Origin of the sequence: Pseudarthrobacter sp. P1 (assembly GCF_050156935.1) — a bacterium.
Taxonomy (GTDB): domain Bacteria; phylum Actinomycetota; class Actinomycetes; order Actinomycetales; family Micrococcaceae; genus Specibacter.
Genome location: NZ_CP189584.1, coordinates 2201198 through 2216818, shown reverse-complemented (window position 1 = coordinate 2216818; position 15621 = coordinate 2201198). Strand labels below are relative to the sequence as shown.

Below are 15621 nucleotides of genomic sequence, written 5' to 3'. Positions count from 1 at the left end.
GCGCTCCGGCGCTCGAGGCTTCGACGCTGTCCGGGCCCTTGCGCATGATTTAGAAGGAGTTCCGTGTCGAACCATCCAATTCGGGTTGCCATTGTTGGTGTGGGAAACTGCGCCGCCTCGCTGGTGCAGGGCGTCCAGTACTACCAGAACGCGGACCCGGCGGCCACGGTGCCCGGCCTGATGCATGTTGAGTTTGGCCAGTACCACGTCAATGACGTGACCTTTGTGGCCGCGTTCGACGTGGACAGCAAGAAGGTTGGCCTTGACCTCTCCGACGCCATCGGCGCCAGCGAAAACAACACCATCAAGATCGCCGATGTGCCCAACCTGGGCGTTTCCGTCCAGCGCGGACACACCCTTGACGGCCTGGGCAAGTACTACCGCGAGACCATCGTGGAGTCCGACGCCGAGCCCGTGGACATTGTTGCCGCGCTGCGCGAGGCCGCCGTCGACGTGATGGTCTGCTACCTGCCCGTCGGTTCCGAGGACGCAGCCCACTTCTACGCCCAGGCTGCCATCGACGCCGGTGTGGCGTTCGTCAACGCCCTGCCGGTGTTCATTGCCGGGACCAAGGAGTGGGCCGACAAGTTCACCGCCGCCGGCGTGCCGATTGTCGGCGACGACATCAAGAGCCAGATCGGCGCCACCATCACGCACCGCGTCATGGCCAAGCTCTTCGAAGACCGCGGCGTCACCCTGGACCGCACGTACCAGCTGAACGTGGGCGGCAACATGGACTTCAAGAACATGCTGGAGCGCGACCGCCTGGAGTCCAAGAAGATCTCCAAGACCCAGGCCGTCACCTCCAACGTCGAGGCCGTGCTGCACGCCGACGACGTCCACATCGGCCCGTCCGACTACGTGGCCTGGCTGGACGACCGCAAGTGGGCCTTCGTCCGCCTGGAGGGCCGCAACTTTGGCGACGCTCCGGTGTCCCTGGAGTACAAGCTGGAGGTCTGGGATTCCCCCAACTCCGCCGGCGTCATCATTGATGCCATCCGTGCGGCCAAGATCGGCCTGGACCGCGGCGTGGGCGGACCCCTGCTCTCCGCCTCCAGCTACTTCATGAAGTCCCCGCCGGAGCAGTTCAACGACGACATCGCCCGTGAAAAGGTCGAGGCCTTCATCCGCGGCGACGTGGAGCGCTAGAAACCACACGCACAAAGGGCCCGGCCCCTGCCAATGGCAGGGGCCGGGCCCTTTTGCATGCGGGAGCCTACTTGATGGAGCCGCGCATGACGCCGGAGATCACCCAGCGCTGAGCGAAGAGGTACACCAGCAGCAGCGGTGCCAGCGCCATCAGATAGGAGGCGAACGCCGTCGCATAGTCGGTGTTGAACTGGCTCTGGAAGACGTACTGGACCAGGGGCAGCGTGCGGGTGTCGGGGTTGGAGAGGATCACCAGCGGGAGCAGGAAATCGTTCCAGGCCCACAGGCAGGTCAGGATGCCCACCGTGGCGTTCATCGGGGTCAGCAGCGGGAAGATGATCTTCCGGAAGGAGGTCCAGACCGAGGCGCCGTCCATGATGGCCGCCTCCTCCAGCTCGGCCGGGATGGACTTGATGAAGGCCGTGTAGACGAACACATTGAAGCTGAGCCCGTACACCGCATAGAGCAGGAACAGGCCCACCGGGTTGTCCAGGCCCAGCAGCGCCGTCTCTTTGGTCACGGGCAGCATGATGATCGGGAACGGCACAAACAGGGCGGCGATGAAGAAGTAGTACAGCGCCTTGAAGAAGGGCCGGTGCATATTGCGGGCGATCGCGTAGGCCACCAGCGAGTTCGTCAGGATGGTCAGCACGACGGCGCAGACCGTCACCACGGCGGAGATCAGCAGCGCATGCGGGAAATTGGTGAGGTTCCACGCCGTGGAGAAGTTTTCCAAATGGACGCTGGTGGGCAGCTCGAAGCCGGTGCCGCCGAGCTGGTCCGGGCTCTTGAGCGCCGTGACGATGGTGAAGTACAGCGGAATGAGGACTGTCAGCGACAGGACGGCGACGAGTGCGGTCAGCGGCCAGTTCGCGCCGTCGCGCCGGCCGGTGCGCCTGCGGGTGGTTGGCTGCGGGGCCGTGGGCGCCGCAGCGGCCGGGGAATCGGTGATGGCAGACATTAGAAGTCAGCCTCCTTGCGTTGGAGCGTGCGCATTTGGAGCAGGGACAGGACCACAATCACAACCAGGTACACCACGGAGTTGGCCATCTGGTAGCCGTACTCGCCGCCCTGGAAACCACCGCGGTAGATGACCATGGCCACGGATTCGGTGGACGTACCCGGACCGCCGCCGGTCAGGGCTACGATCTGGTCGAAGGCCTGCAGGAAGCCCTTGAGCGCCAGCACCATGTTGATGGTGAAGAAGCTGGAGATCATCGGGAAGGTGATGGAGCGGAACTGCCGCCACGGGGACGCGCCGTCGATGCTGGCGGCCTCGTACAGCTCCCCGGGCACCGTCTGCAGGCCGGCCAGGTAGATGATGACGCTGAAGGCGATGGCCTGCCAGGACGTGACCCCGACGATGCCCAGCCAGGCCAGATTCGGGTTGGCCAGGATGGAGGTGGAGAGCCAATCGATGCCCAGCGCCTTGCCGATCAGCGGCAGGTTGTTCGAGAGCAGGTAGTTGAACACATAGCCGACGATGAGCACCGAGAGGATGTTCGGGATGAAGAAGATGCCCCGGAAGGCCGTCTGGAACTTGATCTTCGCATTGAGCACGATGGCGATGAACAAGGAGAAGACGTTGACCACAATGGTGGTGGTGACGGCGAACAGGAACGTGAAGCCGTAGGAGGAGAGCACCCTGTCGTCCTTGAACAGGTTGACGTAGTTCTCCAGGCCGACGAAGTGCCATTCGCCGTAGCCGGCGTAGTTGGTCAGGCTGAAGAACATGCCCGTCACGGTGGGGACGGTGTGCAGCACGACGAACAGGACGAGCGCCGGCACCACCATCCAGTAGAAGGTGCGGTCAACCTTGGGCCGGCGCGAGAGCCCGGACGCGGCGTTGCGCCGTCCAAGGGTCTTTCCGGTGGTCTTGGCAGATGCCAGTGTTGCCATGGTTACTGCCCTCCGTTCGATGAGGTGCGGGCAGCGAGCTTGGCAAACTCATTGTCCATCTTGGCGAGGAAGTCGTTTTCCTTACCGTCCAGGATGTATTGCTGCAAAATGGCGGTCAGGGGGATGCTGGCGGGGACATGGTGGTCGAAGAAGCCGATCACGCGCCCATCGTTGAAGTAGCCCTGGATGCCGGCCAGCGCCGGGTCGGCGCTGGGTGCCGCATCCGCCACGGGGGTGAGGGAGGACTGGGAGGCGGAATAGGCATCCAGCACCGGGGTGCTCATCATGTATTCGATGAACTTCTTCGCCTCCACCGGGTGCTTGGTGTTGCGCCCCATGGCCAGCGTGACGTCGACGCCGGAGACCAGCGTGTTCTTGGCCGGGTCGTTGGTGGTGGGGTAGGGGAAGGACGCCACCTTGGCATCGGGGTTGGCGGCCCGGATGGCCGGAACGGCGTAGCTGCCCTGCAGGTACATGGCGGACTTGCCTGCGGCGAAGGCGGCATTGCCGTCGTTGTAGCCGGCGCTTTCGGCGCCGGGCTGGGCGTAGCTGAAGAGCTGCTTGAGCTTTTGCGCCGCTTCGGCACCGTCCTTGGCGAAGCCGTCGGTCCCGGCCGCCGGGGTCCAGCCCGCGGAGCGGATGTTGGCGAAGAAGTCCGGCGGCGTCAGGTTGCCCGCCAGGTTCACGAAGGGCGGCGAGATGGTCCAGGCGTCCTTGAGCGTGAAGTAGAACGGGTTGACGCCGTTGGCCTTGAAGGTCTCGGCCGCGGCGATCAGCTCGTCCCAGGTCTGCGGCACCTTGACGGAGTACTTGGCGAAGATCTCCGGGTTGTACAGGACGCCGCTGGCATTGTTGGCGAACGGCAGCCCATTGGTCTCGTCCCCGTGGCAGGTGCCCAGGGAGTTGAGGATGCTCTGCACCTGGGGCTTGGCCCGGGCGGCCGAGGGCAGGTCCGAGAGGTCGGCAAAGACGCAGGCGGAGGCCAGATCGGCAAAGTTGCCGTTGCCGTTGAGCGTGAGCACATCCGGGGTCTTGTCCTTCACCAGCAGGGTCCGGATGGCCGTGTCGGGATCCGGAACGGTGTTGATGACCACCTTGATGTTGGGGTTGGCCGCCTCGAAGTCCGCCACGATGGTCTTGAAATTCTGCACCGCCTCGGGTTTGAACTGGAAGAAGTCCAGGGTGACTTTTCCGTGGTCGGACGCGGAACAGCCACTGAGGGCGGCGGCCAGGGCGATGGCGGCGGCGGCACCCACGAGGGCGTGCCGGCGCGCCGGCATTCGGGTGTTCATCTCAGGCTCCTTGGCCGGGCAACTGGTCCACCATGACCAGCACCGCGTGTTCGGGGAAGAGGACGGGGGCCTGCAGGCCAATCGTGGCCAGCGTCCGCCCGGAGAAGACGACATCGGTGTTCGCCCAGGCCAGCGGCGATTGGCCGTTGCCGACGTCCCCGGTGAGCGGCTCGGACAGGCGCACGGCGTACAGTGCGTCCGCATCCAGGCCCGGGAGCGTAAAGCGGCCCGTGGGGTAGGTGGTGGAGGCCTCGCGCTGGGTGACGGAGAAGACGGCGCGGCGGGCATCGGTGGAGACCACGCCGCGGATGTCGATGGCGGGATCGGTGGAGTCCGCGTGGACGCTCACCCCGGTGTGGAAGAGCCGGCGGTGCTCCTTGTAGAACTCCACCCACTGGCGCAGCTCCGCCGTCTGGGCGTCGTCGATGGTGCTGATGCTCCACTCGATGCCCAGGTGGCCGAAGATGGCCGTGCGGGCCATGAAGCCCAGGCTGTGCTGGCGGTGGGTGGAATGCGACTTCGGTCCGCCGATGTGGGCGCCCATCAGCTCGTAGGGGACCAGCAGGCCGGTGAAGGCCTGGTTGTCCAGCCGCTCGATGGGGTCGATGCAGTCGCTGGTCCAGACGCGGTCGGTGAGTTCCAGGATGCCCAGGTCCACGCGGGCGCCACCGGAGGCGCAGCTTTCGATCTCCAGCCCGGGGTGGCGGGCCTTGAGCTCGGCCAGCAGCCGGTAGAGGGCCGCGGTGGTCGCATGGACGGCGGGGCGGCCGGTGCGGGGGTCGGAGGCATCCATCAGGTCCCGGTTGTGGTCCCACTTGATGTAGCCGATGGGGTATTCGGACAGGAGTGCGTCGATGCGCTCCAGCAGGTAGGCAAAGCAGTCCGGGTGGGCCAGGTTGAGCACCTGCTGCTGGCGGCCGGGCAGCGGCCAGCGCCCGTCGGTGTGCAGAATCCACTCCGGGTGGGTGCGGGCCAGCTCGCTGTCGGGGCTGACCATTTCCGGCTCGAACCAGAGGCCAAATTCCATGCCCAGGCCGCGCACATGGTTGGCCAGCGGCCCAAGGCCATCGGGCCAGACGGCGGTGTCCACGAACCAGTCGCCCAGTCCGGCGGTGTCGTCGCGGCGCCCGGCGAACCAGCCGTCGTCGAGGACAAAGCGCTCCACGCCTACCGCGGCGGCCTTGTCAGCCAGGGCCTTCAGCGTGCCCAGGTCGTGGTCAAAGTAGACGGCCTCCCAGGTGTTCAGGGTGACGGGGCGGTCCGAGGCCGGGTGGTTGCCGCGTCCGCGCAGATCCTCGTGGAACCGGGCGGCCAGCTGGTCCAGGCCGGTGCCCCACGAGCCCAGGGCCCAGGGGGTGCTGTAGCTCTCGCCGGGGGCCAGGCTGACCTCGCCCGGGGCCAGCAGCTCGCCGGCGGTGAGGAAGTTGTCGGAGTTGATGGTGCGCTCGGCGCTGAGCCGGTGGTTGCCGCTCCAGGCCAGGTGCACGCCGTGGACCAGTCCGCTGCGGTAGCCGAAGCCCTCGGTGCCGGCCAGCATCAGCAGCGAGGCATCCGCGCCGGGGCGCCCGCGCCGGCTCTCGCGGACATGGGCGCCAACGGTCAACGGCCGGCGCTGCGGTGTGCGCTCCTTGAGGTGGCGGCCCGTGGTGTCCAAAATGGTGGCGGCCGTGGCCGGCAGCGGGAAGACGGTGGCCAGCTGTGCGAGCTCGTAGCGGTCCGTGCCGGTGTTGGTCAGGGTGTGGCGCTGGCGCAGGACGCCGTGGGCCGTGAGGTCCAGCTCGGTGGCCAGTGCCAGGGACGCGGCCGGATCGGTGGCGGTGATGGTGGCGCCGGCATCGGTGGCGAGCACCGCCGTCGTGGCCAGGGCGCTGGCCCAGGCGGCGCCGCTGCGGTGGCCCTGGAGGGCGGGGGAGTGCTGCCAGCCGAAGGCCTCCTGGGGGAGCAGGGTCAGCCGCGCCGGGTTGTCGATGCCGCCGGACACGCGCTGGGGTTCGGCGGCGACGGCGAGCGAGGCCAGCTCGGCGGCCGACAGGACTCCGGTGGCCGGTCCCCAGTGCACGATGGTGGGCAGTCCGCTGGTGCGGGTGTCCACAATGACGGTGGTGCCGCCCCGGTGGAGCTGGATGAATGGCGCAACGGCCGGGTGTGGAACCTCGGCGGCGGCGGCAAGGGAAGTGGGAGAAGCAGGCATGAGTTATTTTTACCGCAAAACTAATTGTGGTGTCAAGGGTCACTGAAATGCGTGAAGTTCGCCTGGAATGTGGCCATCGTGGAGCATTCTTGGTTGAGTTTACTTTGCGATGCAATAAACTATGGCCATGGCCACCCTTAGCACCCCTGCCGCCGGAGATCCTCACCACCTGACCGACTCGGCACTCGAACTGGCACGCACCGTCCTGGTCCATGGGCCGCTCTCGCGGGGCGAGCTGGCCAGCCGGGTGGGCCTGAGCACCGCCAGCTTGACCAGGCTCAGCAAGCCCCTGCTGGATGCCGGCGTGCTGGTGGAAGGCGACCTTGTGGCAGATGGTTCGGTGGGGCGGCCCGTGCGTCTGCTGGATGTGCACGCCTCCGTCCAGAACTTTGTGGGCATCAAGGTCACGGGGACCGCCGTACTGGGTGCTCTGACGGACCTGCGGGCCCGGGACCTGGCCACGGACGAGCTGGACTTGGCCGATGGCGCCGTCGAGACGGTGGTAGAGGCCATCGCCGAGCTGGTGGAACGGCTGCGGGGGAAGGGCTCCGGTGTGCTCACTGCCGTGGGCATATCCATCGGCGGCAACGTCGACACCGACGGTGTGGTGCTCCGGGCGCCTTTCCTGGGCTGGCGCCACGTCCCGCTGCGCCGGCTGCTGGCCCAACGGCTGGGCCTGCCGGTCGCCGTGGAAAACGACGTCATCGCCCTGGCCGCGGCCGAGCAGTGGTTTGGCGCCGGGCGGACGGCAGCCAACTTTGCCGTGCTGACCATCGGCGCCGGTGTTGGCTACGGGATTGCGATCAACAACCAGGTGGTCCGCACCCGTGACGCGGGGCTGGGCCTGGGCGGGCACTTTCCACTGGATCCCAACGGCCCGCTGTGCATCGATGGACACCGCGGCTGCTCCACCGCCATGCTGTCCATCCCCTCCATCTGCACGCAGGTGTCCACGGCGCTGGCGCGGCCGGTGGACTATGCCGAGGTGCTTGACCTCGCCGCCGCCGGCCACCCGGCGGCATTGGCGGTGGTGGAAGCGGCCGGCCGGGCGCTGGGCCGCATGGTGGCCGCCGCGGCCAACCTGGCGATGGTCAACACGGTTGTGCTGGCCGGGGAAGGCATCGACATTTTTGCGCAGATCGAACCCACTGTCCAGGCGGCGCTGGCGGCCGACCGCGATCCCGACGCCGATCCGGTCGAACTGGTGGTGGCGTCGGCGGAGTTTGATGAATGGGCCCGCGGCGCCTCGGCTATTGCCATCCAGCAGCAGGCATTCGCCTAACCGGCCGGCACCTGGGCGCCGGCAATCGACTAGGCGCCGACGGCGGATTCGGCATGAGCCGTGGCGGTGGCCAGGGCGCGGTCGTAGCTGGCGGTGGTGAGCTCCGCCGTGTGCGCCCAGCCGAAGGATTCGGCGTAGACGGAGGCCGCCCGGCCCATGTCCGTGCGGGTTTGCGGGAAATCGTGCAGCGAGGCGAGGGCATCGGCCCAGTGGTGGGCATCGCGGCCGTCCACCAGTAGCCCGGTGCGTCCATCGCTGACGGCCCGCGGCAGTCCGCCCACATTGGTGGCCACCACCGGTGTGCCGCAGGCCTGGGCTTCGATGGCCACCAGGCCAAAGGATTCGCTCGAGGAGGGCATGGCCACCACATCCGCCGCCCGGTACCAGTCCGCCAGCAGCTCGGCGGAGACAGGCGGCAGGACCGAGACGGTGCCTGCCAGGCCGGCGTCGGCGATCAGCTGCGGAAGATCATATTTGTCGCTGCCGCTGCTGGCACCGAGAATGCTGACCTGCAGCGGGATCTCGGGGCGCGTGCGGCGCAGCAGGGCGGCGGCCTTGACCAGCACATGCGGGCCCTTGAGCCGCTGGAGCCGGCCGGCAAAGACCACGTGGAAGACGCCCGCGGCGATGCCCAACCGGGTCCGGGACCTGTCGCGGAAGGCGGGCTTGTAGACCTTCAGGTCGACGCCGGGGGATACGACGTCGATCCGCGTCTCGCAGCCGTTGTAGTGGCGCTCGAGCTCGGTGGCCTCGGCCGTGGTGTTGGCGATCAGCCGGGTGGCGGCGGCCACGATGTGCTGCTCGCCGTCCTCGCGGATGGTGGGCTCGGCCGTCTGCCCGTCCGGCAGGTGCTTGTTCTTCACCCGGGCCATGGTGTGCATGGTGTGCACCAGCGGCAGCCCCCACTGGGCGGCGAGCTGCAGCCCGGCCATGCCGGAGACCCAGTAGTGCGAATGCAGCACGTCAAAATGGCCGGCCGGCGACGCGGCGATGACGGCGGAGACGGCGTCGGCCAGCTGGGGAACCAGCAGCGGCAGCCTTTCCTTGGACACCTTGTGCGCCGGGCCAGCGGTGACGTGGTGCACCAGCACGCCGGGGCCCAGCTCGACAGCGTCGGGCTGGCCGGGATCGACGCGGCGGGTGAAGATCTCCACGGCCACACCGGAAGCGGCCAATTCCAGGGCCAGGGCGCGGACATAGACGTTCATGCCGCCCGCGTCGCCGCCGCCGGGCTGGTCCAGCGGGGAGGTGTGCAGGGACAACATGGCAACGCGCCGCACCTGGTGCACCGGTACTCCTAGGCCTGGACTGGAACGAATACATTTCTGCCGTGCACCGCAAAGTGCACACGGTAGATTCTCCCACCATCGGCCGCTGCGGCGGGCCCCGCCCGGCCACGGCTAAAATGGGAGGGTGATTCCTGCCCCGCAGCACCCCCAACCGCAGCCCACCCCCACCCCCGCCGACGGCTTCTGGCCCGAGCGCGCGGCGGTCATCGATCTGGCCGCCATCCGGCACAATGTGCGCCGGCTGCTCGCGGTTGCCTCCCCGGCCCAGGTGATGGCAGTGGTTAAGGCCGACGCCTATGGCCATGGAGCCGTCCCGGTGGCACGGGCCGCCCTGGACGCCGGCGCCAGCTGGCTGGGCGTGGCCCACATTTCCGAGGCCCTGGCCCTGCGCGCGGCGGGCATCGAGGCCCCCTTGCTGGCTTGGCTGCACACGCCGTCGAGCGATTTCGCGGCCGCCGTGGAGGCCGGCATCGATCTGGGCGTTTCCGGCTGGGAACTGGCGCATGTGGTCGCAGCGGCCCGGGCCCTGGAGCGTCCGGCCCGCGTGCACCTGAAGATCGACACCGGCCTGGGCCGCAACGGCAGCACCGCCGCCGCCTGGGACACGTTCGTGGCCGAGGCGATCTCCTACCAGGACGAGGGCCTGCTGCGTGTGGTGGGCGTGTTCACCCATCTGGCGGTGGCGGACGAGCCGCTGCGGATGGAAACGGATGAGCAGCTGGAGCGTTTCCGCGAGGCGGTGGCCCTCGCCGAGGACGCCGGAGCCGACCTTGAGGTGCGGCATTTGGCCAACACCCCGGCCATCCTGTCCCGGCCCGACACCCACTTCGACCTGGTCCGTGCCGGGTTGGCCCTGTATGGGCTCTCGCCGTTCGAGGACCAGAGCTCCGCGGCGCTGGGGCTGCACCCGGCCATGACGCTGCAAACCCGCCTCGCCTCCTGCAAGGATGTGCCGGCCGGCCAGGGCGTGTCCTACGGGCTGCACCATGTCACGGACCGGCCCACCACGCTGGGTTTGGTGCCGCTGGGCTATGCCGACGGCGTGCCGCGCATCGCCACCGGCGGACCGGTGCTGATCGGCGGCCGCAGCTATCCCGTAGTGGGCCGGATTGCCATGGACCAGATGGTGGTGGACCTGGGCCCCGAGGCCTCGCCGGCCACGGGCGCGTCCCTGCTCGGTGCCGAGGCGGTGCTCTTTGGCGACCCCGCGGCCGGTGCGCCCGCCGTGGAGGAATGGGCGGCGGCGGCCGGCACCATCAACTACGAGGTGGTGACCCGGATCAGCGGGCGCGTGCCGCGGGTGTACATCGACTCCGACGCCGCGCCGGCCGGACCTGAGGCCGGGGCATGAGCCACGCCGTCGAACTTTCCACCACCTCCGCCGCACAAACGCAGGCCATTGCCTACCGGCTGGGCGCACTGCTGCGCGCCGGGGACCTGCTGGTCCTCAGCGGCGGCCTGGGCGCCGGAAAGACCACCTTCACCCAGGGGCTGGGCCACGGGCTGGGCGTGCGCCCCGGGATCATTTCGCCCACTTTTGTGCTGGTCCGCATCCACCCCAACGAGCCCGCCGGCCACAACCCCGGCGGGCCGGACCTGGTGCATGTTGACGCCTACCGGCTCGGATCCGCGGCGGAAGTGGACGACATCGACCTGGAAAACACCCTGGACTCCGCCGTGACGGTGGTGGAGTGGGGGCAGGACCGGGTGGAGCACCTGGCCGAGAGCCGGCTGGAGATCGAACTGGTGCGTGCCACCGGCGCGGACCAGGCGGCCGCCGCGGCCACCGGAGCGGATCTGGAGCTGGACTTCAGCGAGGACGACGGCGACGACGACGAGGCCCGGATCCTGCGCATCCGCGCCGTCGGACCGCGCTGGGCGGACGTGGACCTCGCCGCGCTCGCCGACGGTGCCGCCGCGGACTCCACCGAACGCCCCAGCGGCGTGGAATAGGCTTCAAACGTGCGCATTCTTTCCATTGACACCTCCGCCATTGCCAGCGCGGCCCTGGTTTCCGCCGTGCCCCACGAGGGCCGCCCGGGCGCCGGCATCACCGTGGACGCCAGCTTCGCGACCGAGGACACCCGCAGCCATGCCGAGGTGCTGGCCCCGGGGATCGCTGCCCTGTTTGCCGACCCGCTGGTGGAGGGGCCCGCGCTGGACGCCATCGTGGTGGGCGTGGGCCCGGGCCCCTTCACCGGGCTGCGCTCCGGCATCGCGATGGCCCGCACCCTCAGTTTTGTCTGGGGTGTGCCGCTGCACGGCATGATGAGCCTGGACGCACTGGCCAAGGACGTGCTCGGCGCCGGCTACCAGGTCGAGGACCTCAGTACCGGGCAACTCCATCCGGACCGGGACTTCGTCATCGCCACCGACGCCCGGCGCAAGGAGGTCTACTGGGCCCGCTACTCCTGGGACGCCACGCTGCTGGAGGGTCCGCACGTCGGGCCCGCGTCCGAGGTGCCGCCGCTGCCGGTCTACGGCATGGGGGCCGGCATCTACAAGGAGGTGCTGGAGGCCAACGGCGCCACGGTTGACCCGGCCTTTGCCGCCGCCCAGCCCAGGGCGGAATCGTTGGGCCTGATGGCCATGGGGAACCTGCTTCTGGGCCGCCCGCTGCTGGACAGCACCCCGCTGTACCTGCGCGAATCCGACGCCAAGGTCCCCGGCCCGCGGAAGCGCGCCCTGTGAGCGGCCCGGTGGTCCTGCGGGACATGGTGGCGGCGGACATCGACCTCATCACCGAGCTGGACCGCCAGCTCTTCGCCGCCGATTGCTGGCCGCGCCAGATGTTCGTGGACGAGCTCGCCCAGCCGGAGACCCGGCGCTACGTGGTGGCCGAGCAGGACGGCGCCGTCGTCGGCTATGCCGGGCTGATGTGCATCCGGCCCATCGCGGACATCCAGACCATTGGCGTGCTCCCGCAGTTCCAGGGCCGCGGCACCGCCCGGGCCATGCTCACCGAGCTGATCGAGGAGTCCCGCCGGCGCGGGGCCGAGGACGTGATGCTGGAGGTCAGTGCCGCCAATCCGCGCGCCCAGGACCTCTACCGCCGCTACGGCTTTGAACAGATCCACCAGCGGCCGCGCTACTACAAGGACGGCAGCGACGCCCTGATCATGCGGCTGAGGCTTCACGAAGAGCCCAACGCAACCACCACCGAGGACCGGCCATGAAAGCACCCCTGATTCTGGGCATTGAATCCTCCTGCGACGAGACGGGCGTGGGCATCGTCCGCGGCACCACCCTGCTGGCGAACACCGTCTCCTCCTCGATGGCCGAGCACGTGCGCTTTGGCGGCGTCATCCCGGAGATCGCCTCGCGCGCGCACCTGGATGCTTTTGTCCCCACGCTGGCGGCGGCGCTTGGGGAGGCCGGCGTCGAGCTGGCGGACATCGACGCCATCGCCGTCACCGCCGGGCCCGGCCTGGCCGGCGCCCTGATGGTGGGTGTCAGCGCGGCCAAGGCGCTGGCGCTGGCCACGGGCAAGGGGCTGTACGCGATCAACCATCTGGTGGCCCACGTGGGCGTGGCGCTGCTGGACGAGGCCATCGCCGCCGGCACGGACGGCGCCCTGCCGGCGAACCTGGGCGCGCTGCTGGTCTCCGGCGGCCACACCGAAATCCTGCGCGTGCGCAGCATCGCCGACGACGTCGAGCTGCTCGGCGCCACCATCGACGACGCCGCCGGCGAGGCCTTTGACAAGGTGGCCCGGCTGCTGGGGCTCAGCTACCCCGGCGGCCCCGCCATCGACAAATTGGCCCGCGAGGGCAACCCGAAGGCCATCAAGTTCCCGCGCGGGCTCACAGTGCCCAAGTACATGGGCACCGCCGAGGCCCCGGGGCCGCACCGCTACGATTTCTCCTTCTCCGGGCTCAAGACCGCCGTGGCCCGCTGCGTGGAGCAGTACGAGGCCCGCGGCGAGGCGCCGCCCCTGGCGGACATCGCCGCCAGCTTCCAGGAGGCCGTGCTGGACGTGGTCACGGCCAAGGCCGTGCTGGCCTGCCGCGAACAGGGCATCGGCACCTTGCTGCTGGGTGGGGGCGTGGCCGCCAACTCGCGGCTGCGGGCCCTGCTGGCCGAGCGCACGCAGGCCGCCGGCATCACCTTGTTGGTGCCCGCACTGGGCCTGTGCACGGACAACGGTGCCATGGTGGCGGCCCTGGGCGCCCAGCTGGCGATGCGCGGGGTGGCCCCCAGCGGCATCGGCTTTGCCCCCGATTCCTCGCTGCCTGTGACAAGCATCAGCGTGGCCGGCTAGCACCGGCCAGCACCGGCCAGCACCGGCCAGCACCGGCCAACGCAGGAACGACGGCGGCACGGGCGTGCCGCCGTCGTTCCGGAGTGCTTGGGTACGGGTGCTTCCTTGGCTACGGGAGCGTGTTGGTGCGCATGCGCGCCACCAGGTCGGCCACCACGGCGCGCAGATCGCCGCCGTTCGCGGCGGCCACGGCGCGCTGGCGCTGGTAGCCGGCCCCGTTGGCGATGATCTTCTCCACGTCCGCCAGCTCATTGGAACAGCCCAGCCGCGCCGCCACGGGCTCCAGCTTGTTCAGCAGCTCCAGCGTGTTCTCGGTGACCAGCTGCTCGTTGCCGGCCGCGTCCAAGATGATGATGGCGTCCAGGCCGTAGCGGGCCGCGCGCCACTTGTTCTCCTGCACATGCCACGGCGGCATGGTGGGGATGGTGCCGCCGTTGTCCAGCGTGGTGGAAAAATCGTCCACCAGGCACTGGGTGAGCGCGGCAATGGCGCCGATCTCCTCCAACGTGGACAGGCCGTCGCAGATGCGCATCTCGATGGTGCCCAGGTTGCCGACCGGGCGGATGTCCCAGCGGATCTCGGAGGTGGCGTCGATGACACCGGTGGTGAACATGTCCTGGACATAGGCCTCGTAGGCGTTCCAGTCCGGAAACTGGAACGGCAGGCCGGCGGTGGGCAGCTGCTGGAAGAGCAGGGCCCGCTGGGAGGCGTATCCGGTGTCCTCGCCGTCCCAATAGGGCGAGGACGCCGAGAGGGCCTGGAAATGCGGGAAGTAGTTCACCAGTCCGTCCAGCACCGGCATCGCCTTGGCCACGTGGTCCAGGCCGACGTGGACGTGGACGCCGTAGATGACCATCTGGTTGCCCCACCACTGGGTGCGGTCGATCAGTTTGGCGTAGCGTTCCTTGTCCGTGACCGCCTGCTGGCGCGGGTGGCTGAAGGGGTGCGTCCCGGCGCTGAGCAGGTCGATGCCCAGCGGATCGGTGGCCTCGCGCAGGGTGGCCAGATTGCGGGCCAGGTCCGCCTTGGCCTCGGCGGCGGTGTGGCAGATGCCCGTCACCAGTTCCACGGTGTTCAGCAGCAGTTCCTGCTTGATGTGCGGGTGCTCGGCATCGGCGGCCAGCTCGGGGTGTGCCTCGGCGACGGCGGCCAGCACCTGGCTCGCGGCGGGCACCAGCTCGCCGGTGGTGGAATCCACCAGGGCCAGCTCCCATTCGACGCCCAGCGTCGACTGCTCTGATGAGGCGAAATCGATCTTCAAGCGCGCTCCCCAGGCTGTAATTTTCTCAAATGTGCCAGATGCGCAGCGCACCCGGATCTACGCCAATTCTAATGCAGCCCGATGCCGCGCCCCACCGGAATATGGCGGCATGTGACTGGACCATGACGCACCACCGGCGATCTCCGGGCGTCCGGCCGCCGCCGGGGGCACAATGGAGGGGTGCCGATTCTGAACAAAGACATGACCCTGTGCATCTCGCTGGCCGCGCGGCCGAGCAACATTGGAACGCGCTTCCACAACTACCTGTACGACCAGCTGGGCCTGAACTACATCTACAAGGCCTTTGCGCCGGTGGATCTGGGCCAGGCCGTGGCCGGCATCCGGGGGCTGGGCATCCGCGGTGCGGCCGTCTCCATGCCGTACAAGGAGGCCGTCATCGAGCTGGTGGATGTGATGGATCCCTCAGCCAGTGCCATCGATTCCGTGAACACCATCGTGAACGACGGTGGCGTGCTGACCGCCTACAACACCGACTACCTGGCCATCGCCCGGCTGCTCGCCGAACACCGCGTTGACCCGGCGTTGAGCGTGCTGCTGCGCGGTTCCGGCGGCATGGCCAAGGCCGTGGCCGCCGCCCTGCGCGATGCCGGCTTCACCGCCGTGACCATCGTGGCCCGCAACGAGGGCTCCGGCCGCACCCTGGCCGGACTGTACGGTTTCGGCTGGCTGCCCGAGGTGGGGGCCGCGACGGCGGACCTGCTGGTCAACGTCACGCCGCTGGGCATGGCCGGTGCCGACGCTCAGGTGCAGTCCTTCGAGGACGCCACGGTGGCTGCCGCCGCGGTGGTGTTCGACGTCGTCGCCCTGCCCTCGGAGACGCCGCTGGTCCGCGCCGCACGCGCCGCCGGCAAGCCCGTCATCACCGGCGCCGAGGTCATTGCCATCCAGGCCGAGGAACAATTCGTGCTCTACACCGGTGTGCGCCCCACGCCCGAGCAGGTGCGCGAAGCCAGCGAGTTCTCCCGGCAGTAGAGCG

General features: G+C 68.8%; 14 protein-coding genes. 8 read left to right on the top strand and 6 right to left on the bottom strand.

Annotated features, from left to right (window positions below; all coding sequences use genetic code 11):
- The first annotated feature begins 63 nt into the window (after nt 1-63).
- Nucleotides 64-1149 carry an inositol-3-phosphate synthase gene (locus ACQCSX_RS10440; RefSeq protein WP_427018911.1) on the top strand — a complete coding sequence of 362 codons (1086 nt, stop codon included), beginning with the start codon at nt 64-66 and terminating at the stop codon, nt 1147-1149.
- A gap of 67 nt (nt 1150-1216) precedes the next feature.
- On the opposite strand, the gene ACQCSX_RS10435 is transcribed toward ACQCSX_RS10440, so the two are convergent.
- The 4 genes from ACQCSX_RS10435 to ACQCSX_RS10420 are packed head-to-tail and all read right to left on the bottom strand — an operon-like array spanning nt 1217 to nt 6531.
- The gene (locus ACQCSX_RS10435; protein WP_427018910.1) at nt 1217-2110 is read right to left on the bottom strand and encodes a carbohydrate ABC transporter permease; all 894 of its coding nucleotides are present in this window, start codon (nt 2108-2110) and stop codon (nt 1217-1219) included.
- Entirely contained in the window at nt 2110-3048 is a 939-nt protein-coding gene (locus ACQCSX_RS10430; protein ID WP_427018909.1) for a carbohydrate ABC transporter permease, read from the bottom strand. Before ACQCSX_RS10430 ends, ACQCSX_RS10435 begins: the two co-directional genes overlap by 1 nt.
- A gap of 2 nt (nt 3049-3050) precedes the next feature.
- A complete protein-coding gene (locus tag ACQCSX_RS10425; protein ID WP_427018908.1) occupies nt 3051-4340 on the bottom strand; it encodes an ABC transporter substrate-binding protein in 1290 nt (429 codons plus the stop codon).
- Nucleotide 4341: 1 nt separating this feature from the next.
- Nucleotides 4342-6531, bottom strand: a complete 2190-nt coding sequence (locus tag ACQCSX_RS10420) for an alpha-galactosidase (protein ID WP_427018907.1) — start codon at nt 6529-6531, stop codon at nt 4342-4344.
- Between the two features lie 127 nt (nt 6532-6658).
- Here ACQCSX_RS10420 and ACQCSX_RS10415 point away from each other — a divergent pair, with 127 nt between their 5' ends.
- Nucleotides 6659-7813 carry an ROK family protein gene (locus tag ACQCSX_RS10415; RefSeq protein WP_427018906.1) on the top strand — a complete coding sequence of 385 codons (1155 nt, stop codon included), beginning with the start codon at nt 6659-6661 and terminating at the stop codon, nt 7811-7813.
- 29 nt (nt 7814-7842) lie between these two features.
- Here ACQCSX_RS10415 and mshA read toward each other — a convergent pair whose 3' ends face one another.
- Nucleotides 7843-9102, bottom strand: coding sequence for a D-inositol-3-phosphate glycosyltransferase (gene mshA / locus ACQCSX_RS10410; RefSeq protein ID WP_427018905.1), 1260 nt, complete (start codon nt 9100-9102; stop codon nt 7843-7845).
- Nucleotides 9103-9307: 205 nt separating this feature from the next.
- Here mshA and alr point away from each other — a divergent pair, with 205 nt between their 5' ends.
- From alr to tsaD, 5 genes are read left to right on the top strand one after another with little or no spacing between them, the layout of a single operon-like run.
- Nucleotides 9308-10453, top strand: a complete 1146-nt coding sequence (gene alr, locus ACQCSX_RS10405) for an alanine racemase (protein WP_427019025.1) — start codon at nt 9308-9310, stop codon at nt 10451-10453.
- Nucleotides 10450-11055, top strand: a complete 606-nt coding sequence (gene tsaE, locus ACQCSX_RS10400) for a tRNA (adenosine(37)-N6)-threonylcarbamoyltransferase complex ATPase subunit type 1 TsaE (RefSeq protein ID WP_427018904.1) — start codon at nt 10450-10452, stop codon at nt 11053-11055. The genes alr and tsaE overlap by 4 nt, the downstream gene beginning before the upstream one ends.
- 9 nt (nt 11056-11064) lie before the next feature.
- Nucleotides 11065-11793: a tRNA (adenosine(37)-N6)-threonylcarbamoyltransferase complex dimerization subunit type 1 TsaB gene (tsaB, locus tag ACQCSX_RS10395; RefSeq protein ID WP_427018903.1), complete on the top strand. Its 729-nt coding sequence runs from the start codon at nt 11065-11067 to the stop codon at nt 11791-11793.
- Between the two features lie 23 nt (nt 11794-11816).
- Nucleotides 11817-12278 (top strand): ribosomal protein S18-alanine N-acetyltransferase, encoded by a 462-nt coding sequence (gene rimI, locus ACQCSX_RS10390; RefSeq protein ID WP_427019024.1) that lies wholly within the window; start codon nt 11817-11819, stop codon nt 12276-12278.
- Entirely contained in the window at nt 12275-13363 is a 1089-nt protein-coding gene (tsaD, locus tag ACQCSX_RS10385; RefSeq protein ID WP_427018902.1) for a tRNA (adenosine(37)-N6)-threonylcarbamoyltransferase complex transferase subunit TsaD, read from the top strand. Before rimI ends, tsaD begins: the two co-directional genes overlap by 4 nt.
- 109 nt (nt 13364-13472) lie before the next feature.
- Here the strand turns inward: tsaD and ACQCSX_RS10380 are convergent, their stop codons facing one another.
- Nucleotides 13473-14624, bottom strand: a complete 1152-nt coding sequence (locus ACQCSX_RS10380; RefSeq protein WP_427018901.1) for a glutamate--cysteine ligase — start codon at nt 14622-14624, stop codon at nt 13473-13475.
- A 180-nt stretch (nt 14625-14804) separates the two neighbouring features.
- Here ACQCSX_RS10380 and ACQCSX_RS10375 point away from each other — a divergent pair, with 180 nt between their 5' ends.
- Entirely contained in the window at nt 14805-15617 is an 813-nt protein-coding gene (locus tag ACQCSX_RS10375; RefSeq protein ID WP_427018900.1) for a shikimate 5-dehydrogenase, read from the top strand.
- Nucleotides 15618-15621: the final 4 nt, after the last annotated feature.

Excerpts from the sequence above, each read along its gene's own strand:
- ACQCSX_RS10435 (WP_427018910.1), bottom strand. The coding sequence starts at position 2,110 with ATGTCTGCCATCACCGATTCCCCGGCCGCTGCGGCGCCCACGGCCCCG.
- ACQCSX_RS10430 (WP_427018909.1), bottom strand. The coding sequence starts at position 3,048 with ATGGCAACACTGGCATCTGCCAAGACCACCGGAAAGACCCTTGGACGG.
- ACQCSX_RS10425 (WP_427018908.1), bottom strand. The coding sequence starts at position 4,340 with ATGAACACCCGAATGCCGGCGCGCCGGCACGCCCTCGTGGGTGCCGCC.
- ACQCSX_RS10420 (WP_427018907.1), bottom strand. The coding sequence starts at position 6,531 with ATGCCTGCTTCTCCCACTTCCCTTGCCGCCGCCGCCGAGGTTCCACAC.
- ACQCSX_RS10415 (WP_427018906.1), top strand. The coding sequence starts at position 6,659 with ATGGCCACCCTTAGCACCCCTGCCGCCGGAGATCCTCACCACCTGACC.
- tsaE (WP_427018904.1), top strand. The coding sequence starts at position 10,450 with ATGAGCCACGCCGTCGAACTTTCCACCACCTCCGCCGCACAAACGCAG.
- rimI (WP_427019024.1), top strand. The coding sequence starts at position 11,817 with ATGGTGGCGGCGGACATCGACCTCATCACCGAGCTGGACCGCCAGCTC.
- tsaD (WP_427018902.1), top strand. The coding sequence starts at position 12,275 with ATGAAAGCACCCCTGATTCTGGGCATTGAATCCTCCTGCGACGAGACG.